This is a genomic window from Streptomyces sp. NPDC090022 (genome assembly GCF_044748145.1).
Taxonomy (GTDB): Bacteria; Actinomycetota; Actinomycetes; order Streptomycetales; family Streptomycetaceae; genus Streptomyces.
Map to the genome: position 1 here is coordinate 251,424 of NZ_JBIVFN010000009.1, position 9,130 is coordinate 260,553.

Sequence of the window (9,130 nt, forward strand, 5' to 3'; positions counted from 1 at the left end):
CGGCCGGTCACCTCCGGCGCATGTGCTGCTCCATCACCGAAAGGAGGTAGTCGGGATCGACCGGCTTGGTCACGTAGTCGGTGGCCCCGGAGTCGATCGCCTTCTCCCGGTCCCCCTTCATCGCCTTCGCCGTCAGCGCCACGATCGGCAGCCCCTCGAACTGCGGCATCCGACGGATCGCCGCCGTCGTCGCATACCCGTCCATCTCCGGCATCATGATGTCCATCAGCACGACCGTCACGTCGTCGTGCTGCTCCAGCACCTCGATGCCCTCGCGCCCGTTCTCCGCGTACAGCACCGTCAGCCCGTGCTGCTCCAGCACACTCGTCAGGGCGAACACGTTGCGGACGTCGTCGTCGACGATCAGCACCTTCTCGTGGTGGAAGTCGTACGTCCGCGGCGGCGCCGGCAGCTCCTCGCCCAGCGCCCACTCCGGATCCGCGGTCGGCTGACCGGGGACCGACAGCCGCGGCAGCGGCTCGCCCAGCGCCTTGCGCCGGCGCCGGAAGAGCGCGGCCGAACCGTGCCCGCCCTGACCCGGTCCGCCGTGGCCCAGCCCGGCCTGACCCAGCCCGGCCCGGCCCGCTCCGTCCGGTCCGGCCCCCGGGCCGAACTCCGCCTCCGGACCGTCGCCCGGCAGCGTGCCGGCGCCCTGCGGCGCGGGCGCCTGCCGTACGGACGTCTCCTCGTCGGCCGGCCGCCGGTACAGCTCGCCCCGGGCCCCGGGGCCCGCGGAGGAGTACCCCTGCGGCGGGAGCTCACTGGGGTGCAGCGGCAGGTACAGCGTGAAGGTGGAGCCGCGGCCCGGTTCGCTCGCCGCGTGGATCTCACCGCCCAGCAGCCGCGCGATCTCCCGGCTGATGGACAGCCCCAGGCCCGTGCCGCCGTACTTGCGGCTGGTGGTGCCGTCGGCCTGCTTGAACGCCTCGAAGATCACCAGCATCTTGCTCGCCGCGATTCCGATCCCGGTGTCGGTGACCGAGAACGCGATCAGGTCCCCGTCCGCCTCGCGCAGCGAACCGGCCTCCAGCAGCTGCTCACGGATGGCCTGCGGCACGTCCGAACCGGCGGGCCGGATCACCAGCTCCACCGCCCCGGTGTCGGTGAACTTCACCGCGTTCGACAGCAGGTTGCGCAGCACCTGCAACAGCCGCTGCTCATCGGTGTGCAGGGTGGCCGGCAGCTCCGGGGAGACCCGCACCGAGAAGTCCAGGCCCTTCTCCGCGGTCAGCGGCCGGAACGTCGCCTCCACGTAGTCCACCAGCTGCACCAGCGCGATCCGGGTCGGCGAGACGTCCATCTTGCCCGCCTCGACCTTCGACAGGTCCAGGATGTCGTTGATCAACTGGAGCAGGTCCGAGCCCGCGCCGTGAATGGTCTCGGCGAACTCCACCTGCTTCGGCGAGAGGTTCTCGTCCGCGTTGTCCGCCAGCAGCTTGGCCAGGATCAGCAGCGAGTTGAGCGGCGTGCGCAGCTCGTGCGACATGTTGGCCAGGAACTCCGACTTGTAGCGCATCGAGACCGCGAGCTGCTCGGCGCGCTCCTCCAGCACCTGCCGGGCCTCCTCGATCTCGGTGTTCTTCACCTCGATGTCCCGGTTCTGCTGGGCCAGCAGCTCGGCCTTCTCCTCCAGCTCGGCGTTGGCCGCCTGGAGCGCCTTCTGCCGGTTCTCCAGCTCGTCCGAGCGCTCGCGCAGCTGCTCGGTCATCTCCTGCGACTGCTTGAGCAGCATCTCCGTCTTGGAGTTGACGCTGATGGTGTTGACGCTGGTCCCGATCATCTCGCCGATCTGGGACAGGAAGTCCTTCTGGATCTGCGTGAACGGCTGGAACGACGCCAGCTCGATGACCCCGAGCACCTTGCCCTCGAACAGCACCGGCAGCACGATCACATGCGCCGGCGGCGCCTCCCCCAGCCCCGAGGAGATCTTCAGGTACCCCGGCGGGGTGTTCTCGACGAGGATCGTCCGCTTCTCCTCGGCGACCGTCCCGATCAGCCCCTCGCCCGGGCGGAACGACGTGGGCATCTGGCCGCCCGCGTACGCGTAACTGCCGCGCATCCGCAGCTCGTACGCGCCGTCCCGGCCGCCCTCGGCGCCGATCTCGCCCGGCCCGCCGGCCGGCTGCACCAGGAAGAACGCGCCGTGCTGCGCCGAGACCACCGGCGTCAGCTCGCTCATGATGAGCGAGGCCACGTCGTCGAGGTCGCGCCGGCCCTGCATCAGGGCCGAGATCCGGGCCAGGTTGCCCTTGAGCCAGTCCTGCTCCTTGTTGGCCAGGGTGGTGTCCCGCAGATTGGCGATCATCGTGTTGATGTTGTCCTGGAGGACCTGGATCTCGCCCGCCGCGTCCACGTCGATCTTCAGGTTCAGGTCCCCGCGGGTCACCGCGGTGGCCACGGCCGCGATCGCCCGTACCTGACGGGTGAGGTTGCCGGCCATCTCGTTCACCGACTCGGTCAGGTCCCGCCAGGTGCCGTCCACGTCCCGCACCCGCGCCTGGCCGCCCAGGATGCCCTCGGTGCCCACCTCGCGCGCCACCCGGGTCACCTGGTCGGCGAACGACGACAGCTGGTCGACCATCGTGTTGATGGTCGTCTTCAGCTCCAGGATCTCCCCGCGCGCGTCGATGTCGATCTTCTTGGTCATGTCGCCCTTGGCGATGGCGGTCGTGACCATGGCGATCTGCCGCACCTGACCGGTGAGGTTGGAGGCCATGAAGTTCACCGAGTCGGTGAGGTCCTTCCACGTGCCCGAGACACCGGGTACGTGCGCCTGCCCGCCCAGGCGGCCCTCCGTGCCCACCTCCCGCGCCACGCGCGTGACCTCGTCCGCGAACGAGGACAGCGTCTTGACCATCGTGTTGACCGTGTCCGCCAGCTGCGCGACCTCGCCGCGCGCCTCGACGGTCACCTTCTTCGTCAGGTCGCCGTTGGCCACCGCCGCCGAGACCTGCGAGATGTTGCGCACCTGCGACGTCAGGTTGTTCGCCATCAGGTTGACGTTGTCGGTCAGGTCCTTCCAGATGCCCGTCACCCCGCGCACCCGCGCCTGCCCGCCCAGGATCCCCTCGGAGCCCACCTCACGGGCCACCCGGGTCACCTGCTCCGCGAACGAACTCAGCTGGTCCACCATCGTGTTCACGGTGGTGACCAGCTCGAGGATCTCGCCCTTGGCGTCGACCGTGATCTTCTTGGACAGGTCGCCCATGGCGACCGCAGTCGTCACCTCGGCGATGTTGCGCACCTGCGAGGTCAGGTTGTTCGCCATGAAGTTGACGGACTGCGTGAGGTCCTTCCAGGTGCCCGAGACCCCCTTCACCTCCGCCTGGCCGCCCAGGATGCCCTCGGTGCCCACCTCGCGGGCCACCCGCGTCACCTGCTCCGCGAAGTTCGAGAGCTGGTCCACCATCGTGTTGAGGGTGTTCTTCAGCTCCAGGATCTCGCCCCGCGCGTCCACGTCGATCTTCTGCGACAGGTCACCGCGCGCCACGGCGGTCGCGACCTGCGCGATGTTGCGCACCTGCGACGTCAGGTTCCCGGCCATGCCGTTCACCGAGTCCGTCAGGTCCCGCCACACGCCGGCCACGCCCGGCACCTGGGCCTGACCGCCCAGGCGCCCCTCGGTCCCCACGTCCCGCGCCACCCGGGTCACCTGCTCGGCGAAGGCCGAGAGCTGGTCCACCATCGTGTTGATGGTGTTCTTCAGCTCAAGGATCTCGCCCCGCGCGTCCACGTCGATCTTCTGCGACAGGTCACCGCGCGCCACCGCCGTGGTGACCTGGGCGATCTGCCGCACCTGCGAGGTCAGGTTCCCGGCCATGAAGTTGACGGAGTCCGTCAGCTCCTTCCAGGTGCCCGAGACCCCCTCGACCCGGGCCTGGCCGCCCAGCCGCCCCTCCGTGCCCACGTCCCGCGCCATCCGCGTGACCTGGTCGGCGAACGACGACAGCTGGTCGACCATGGTGTTCACGGTGACCTTCAGCTGGAGCATCTCGCCCGACACGTCGACCGTGACCTTCTGCGACAGGTCGCCGTTGGCCACCGCCGTCGTCACCTGGGCGATGTTGCGCACCTGGCCGGTGAGGTTGCGGAAGGCGGTGTTCACCGAGTCGGTGAGGTCCTTCCACGTACCCGCCGCACCCGGCACCTGCGCCTGACCGCCCAGTTCGCCCTCGGCACCGACCTCCCGCGCCACGCGGGTCACCTCGGCACCGAAGGCCTGGAGCTGGTCCACCATTGTGTTGACGGTGTTCTTCAGCTCCAGCATCTCGCCGGCCACGTCCACGGTGACCTTCTGCGACAGGTCGCCGTTGGCCACCGCCGTCGTCACCTGGGCGATGTCCCGCACCTGCGTGGTCAGGTTGCGGAAGACCGTGTTCACCGAGTCGGTGAGGTCCTTCCACGTACCCGCCGCACCCGGCACCTGCGCCTGACCGCCCAGCAGACCCTCCGCGCCGACCTCGCTGGCCACGCGGGTGACCTCGTCCGCGAAAGTGCGCAGGGTATCGGTCATCTGGTTGATCGTTTCGGCGAGCTGGGCCACCTCGCCGCGCGCGCTCACCGTCACCTTCTGGGTGAGGTCACCGTTGGCCACGGCCGTCGTGACCTGCGCGATCCCGCGCACCTGCGCGGTCAGGTTGCCCGCCATGGTGTTGACGGAGTCGGTCAGGTCCTTCCACACGCCCGCGACCCCGGGCACCGTGGCCTGACCGCCCAGCTCGCCCTCCGTGCCGACCTCCCGCGCCACGCGCGTGACCTCGGAGGAGAACGACGACAGCTGGTCCACCATCGTGTTCACGGTGTTCTTCAGCTGGAGCATCTCGCCGGCCACGTGCACCGTGACCTTGCGGGACAGATCGCCCTTGGCGACCGCAGTCGTCACCAGCGCGATGTCACGCACCTGGGCGGTGAGCCGGTAGGCCATCGTGTTGACGGAATCGGTCAGGTCCTTCCAGGAACCCGACATTCCGCGCACCTGGGCCTGGCCGCCGAGCTTGCCCTCGGTCCCCACCTCCAGCGCGACCCGCGTCACCTCGTCGGTGAACGCCGACAGCTGGTCGACCAGGTTGTTGACCGTACGCCCGACCTTCAGGAACTCCCCGCGCAGCGGGTGCCCCACCCCGTCCGGCCCCTGCGTGCGCAGGTCCATCCGCTGGGCCAGATCGCCCTCGGCGACCGCCGACAGCACCCGGCCGACCTCGGACACCGGCCGGGCCAGGTCCTCCACCAGCTGGTTCGACGCGTCGATCGCGGCGGCCCAGGAGCCCTCGCTGGCCCCCGCCTCCAGCCGCTCGCTCAGCTTGCCCTCGCGGCCGACCATCCGCCGTACCCGGGACAGCTCGCCGGTCAGATGCAGATTCCGGTCGGCGACCTCGTTGTAGACGGCGGCGATCTCCGCCATCACGCCGTCGCCGGACACCGTCAGCCGCCTGCGGAAGTTCCCGTCCCGCATCGACACCAGGGCCGCGAGCAGCCGGTTCAGTGCGGCGGTGTCGACTTCCGTCGTCCCCCCGCGCCGGGGTCGTCCGCCCTTCGCGCGCGTCCCCGTCCTCCGCGCCGCTACGCCAGACTCCACCGTGTCCCTCCCGAAGGGGTTCGACCGCTGCCCGGCCGGCCCCCGGCGATACACCGGGGCCGGCCTCCTGAAAGCCTGCCCAGTGTTTCACCCTGGCGGAACCCGGCCATAACACTTCGGCACCTTCGCACAGAGCCCACACCCTGCGGGTGGACTTCCCCACGAGGCACCCGTACCGACCGCGAAGGTAAGTAACCTGGCACCCGACTGTCCAACCGCGGCGAAGGAGACTCGTGATCACGGCACGGGCGGCTGCCAGCTTCGATCCCGTAGGACGCTCGGTCGCCGGGGCCCGCGCATTCGTGCGCGACACCCTGCAGGGCTGGGGCTTCCTGGACATCATGGACGACGCGGTGGTCCTCACCAGCGAGCTGGTCACCAACGCCGTGGTGCACGCCGGCACCCGGGCCGAGGTACTGTGCCTGCGGGCCGAGGACGGCGTACGCGTCGAGGTCGCCGACCGCTACCCCGAGCGCGGGCTGCCGCTCCAGCACCCCGGCGAGCGCCCGTACGCCGACCCCGACCGCGAGAACGGCCGCGGCCTGATGCTCTGCGCCGCCCTCGCCACCCGCTGGGGCGTCGAGTACACGGCCACCCACAAACAGGTGTGGTTCCGGCTCGACCTGCCGGACCGGCCGGTCGGTACCCGCTCTGCCGGGCCCGTCGTCTCCGACCGGCTGCTGCCGCTGGCCGACACCCGCGTCCGCGTCGCGGTCGTCCAGGTCGACGGCGACGGACGGATCAGCGCCTGGAACGACGACGCCGAGCAGATCTTCGGCCATGCCGCCGGGAAGGCCGTGGGCCGCCCGCTCGCCGAGCTCGCCGCCTGGCCGCAGACCCCCGGCACCGGCACCGGCCTCGCCGAGGCCCTGCGCCTGTCCCGCTGGGAGGGCAGCTACGGACTGCGCGGCGCGGACGGCCGGATCATCCCCGTCTACGCCTCCCACCTGCGCGTCCGCGACGCCCACGGGGAACCCTCCATCGTCTGCCTGCTCGTCCACGACGACGAGCGCGCCCTGCTGCAGACCCCGGCCCGCGGCGCGGCCCCCACCGACGACAGCCGCCTCGGCGAGCCGCGCCCCGCCGACCCCTTCGAAGTCTTCATCGGCTCCCCCGCCCCCGACGATCTCGACGGCCTCCTCCAGCGCACCGTCGAGCGGGCCCGCGACATGCTCGACGCCGACTCCGCCTTCCTGCTGCTGGCCACCGACGACGAGACCGAGCTGGAGGTCCGCGCCACCACGGGCCTGCCCTCCACCCGCCAGCGCTTCGCCCGGATCCCCGTCGAGGCCGGCGCCCACCGCTTCGGATCGGCCCGGATGCCCGCCGTCCACGACGACGTCGTCTCCGTCCCCGGAGCCGTCCCGCTCCTGGAATCCACCGGCATGCGCTCCGTGATCACCGTCCCCCTGAAGGTCGAGGGCCGGCTCACGGGCTCCCTGGGGATCGCCGCCGAGATGCCGGGCCGCTACTCCAACGAGGACGCCCTGCGTCTGCAGTTCGCCGCCGACCGCATCGCCCTCGCCGTCGAGTCGGCCCGCCTGGGCGAGCTGGAACGACTGCGCCGCGGCTCCCTCTCCTTCCTCGTCGAAGCCTCCGACCTGCTGGCCGGCACCCTCGACCGGGACCAGACCCTGGCCCTGATGGCCCAGATGACCGTCCGGACCCTGGCCACCTGGTGCGCGGTCTACACCATCGCCGACCCGGCGTCCGATCCGTACCTGTCGTACGTGCTCCACGAGGACGAGGAGCGCATCGACGGCCTGAAGGACCTGCTCAACCGGGTCAGCCCGCCGGAACCGGTCACCGACCCGCCCGGCGCCCGGCCCTGGCCCGCGGCCACCGCCGCCGTCGGCGGCGAGACCGTCGTCCTCCCCCTGCTGGCCCGCAACCGCGTGATCGGCATGCTCACCCTGGGCAATCCCTCGGAGGAGCACTTCCGGCAGGAGATCCTCGAACTCGCCGAGGACCTGTCCCGGCGGGCCGCCCTCGCCCTGGACAACGCGCGCCTGTACTCCGAGCGCACCGCCATCAGCCGCTCCCTCCAGCGCAGCCTGCTCCCGCCCGGCTCCCCCGCCATCCCCGGCATGGAGGTCGAGGTCATCTACCGCGCGGCCGGAGAGGGCAACGAGGTCGGCGGCGACTTCTACGACGTCTTCCCGATCCGCGACGGCGCGTACGGCTTCGCGATCGGCGACGTCTGCGGCACCGGACCGGAGGCCGCCGCCGTCACCGGCCTCGCCCGGCACGCCCTGCGCCTGCTGGCCCGCGAGGGGCTCGGCGGCCCGGCGGTCCTGGAGCGCCTGAACGCGGCCATCCTCGACGAGGGCGCCCGCAGCCGCTTCCTGACCCTCCTGTACGGCGAGCTCCACCCGCAGCCCGACGGCGGCGCCCTGATGAAGGTCGTCTGCGCCGGTCACCCGCTGCCGCTGCGCCTGCGTCCGGACGGCGAGGTCGTCCCCGCGGCCGAACCGCAGCCGCTGCTGGGCGTCATGGACGATCTCGAACTCTACGAGCAGACCCTCACCCTCGACCCGGGTGACGTCCTGCTGTGCGTCACGGACGGCGTGACGGAACGCCGCGAGGGCACGCGCATGCTCGGCGACGACGGCCTCACCGACGTCCTGACGACGTGCACGGGCCTGACCGCCGGCGCGGTGGCCGCCCGTATCCTGCGGGCCGTGGAGCGCTTCGCGGCCGAGCCCGCCTCGGACGACATGGCCATCCTCGCCTTCCGGGTACCGGAACAGCGGGCAGGCGATGAAACCCCGGCAAAACCGCTGCCCTTTGGCCAAAACCTGCGCTAACGTCAGCGGCCATGCCGATTCCCCGTACCCGCCCGGACTACACCGCCGACGAACGGACGCAGCTCGTCGGCTGGCTCGACATGCAGCGCTCCATCATCCAGTGGAAGTGCCGGGGCGTCTCCGACGAGGACGCTCATCGCCCCGTGCTTCCGTCCTCCCCGTTGATGACCGTGGCCGGCGTGATCTCCCACCTGCGGTGGGTCGAGCAGTGCTGGTTCGAGGTCATACTCCTGAACCGCCCGGCCACCGGACCGCAGTTCGTGGGTCCGGAGGACGCGGACATGATGGTCGAGGGCATCCCCCTCGCCCAGCTGCTGGAGGAGTACGACGACCAGTGCGCGGTGTCGAACGAGATCACCGCCGCCCATGCGCTGGACACCACGGGGCTCAATACCGACTACAAGGCCGGCTCCGCCTCGCTCCGCTGGATCCTGCTCCACATGATCGAGGAGACGGCCCGGCACGCGGGGCACCTGGACGCGATACGTGAGCTCCTCGACGGCGAAACGGGCTACTACTGAACGAGTCCGGAAACGCAAAAAGGCCCCCGCCTGGTGGCGGGGGCCTTTTCTGTTGGAGCCCTTTAACGGAATCGAACCGTTGACCTTCTCCTTACCATGGAGACGCTCTACCGACTGAGCTAAAAGGGCGGGTTGTTCGGCGGCGTCCTACTCTCCCACAGGGTCCCCCCTGCAGTACCATCGGCGCTGAAAGGCTTAGCTTCCGGGTTCGGAATGTAACCGGGCGT

General features: G+C 70.6%; 3 protein-coding genes, 1 tRNA gene and 1 rRNA gene. 2 read left to right on the plus strand and 3 right to left on the minus strand.

The annotated features are described in order from the left end of the window. Positions 1-7: 7 nt before the first annotated feature. Entirely contained in the window at positions 8-5,575 is a 5,568-nt protein-coding gene (locus tag ACIPXB_RS19290; RefSeq protein ID WP_401451246.1) for a HAMP domain-containing protein, read from the minus strand. 233 nt (positions 5,576-5,808) lie between these two features. On the opposite strand from ACIPXB_RS19290, the gene ACIPXB_RS19295 reads away from it, so the two are divergent. After that, the gene (locus tag ACIPXB_RS19295) at positions 5,809-8,382 is read left to right on the plus strand and encodes a SpoIIE family protein phosphatase (RefSeq protein WP_401451248.1); all 2,574 of its coding nucleotides are present in this window, start codon (positions 5,809-5,811) and stop codon (positions 8,380-8,382) included. A gap of 11 nt (positions 8,383-8,393) precedes the next feature. Further along, positions 8,394-8,903, plus strand: a complete 510-nt coding sequence (locus tag ACIPXB_RS19300) for a DinB family protein (RefSeq protein WP_401451250.1) — start codon at positions 8,394-8,396, stop codon at positions 8,901-8,903. A 53-nt stretch (positions 8,904-8,956) separates the two neighbouring features. Here ACIPXB_RS19300 and ACIPXB_RS19305 read toward each other — a convergent pair. Continuing rightward, positions 8,957-9,032: transfer RNA gene (locus ACIPXB_RS19305), tRNA-Thr, on the minus strand. A gap of 5 nt (positions 9,033-9,037) precedes the next feature. After that, positions 9,038-9,130 (minus strand): 5S ribosomal RNA (rrf, locus tag ACIPXB_RS19310); the annotation flags it as partial.

What these genes read in the sequence shown, in the direction of transcription:
- ACIPXB_RS19300 (WP_401451250.1), top strand. Translation starts at nt 8,394, where the DNA reads ATGCCGATTCCCCGTACCCGCCCGGACTACACCGCCGACGAACGGACG.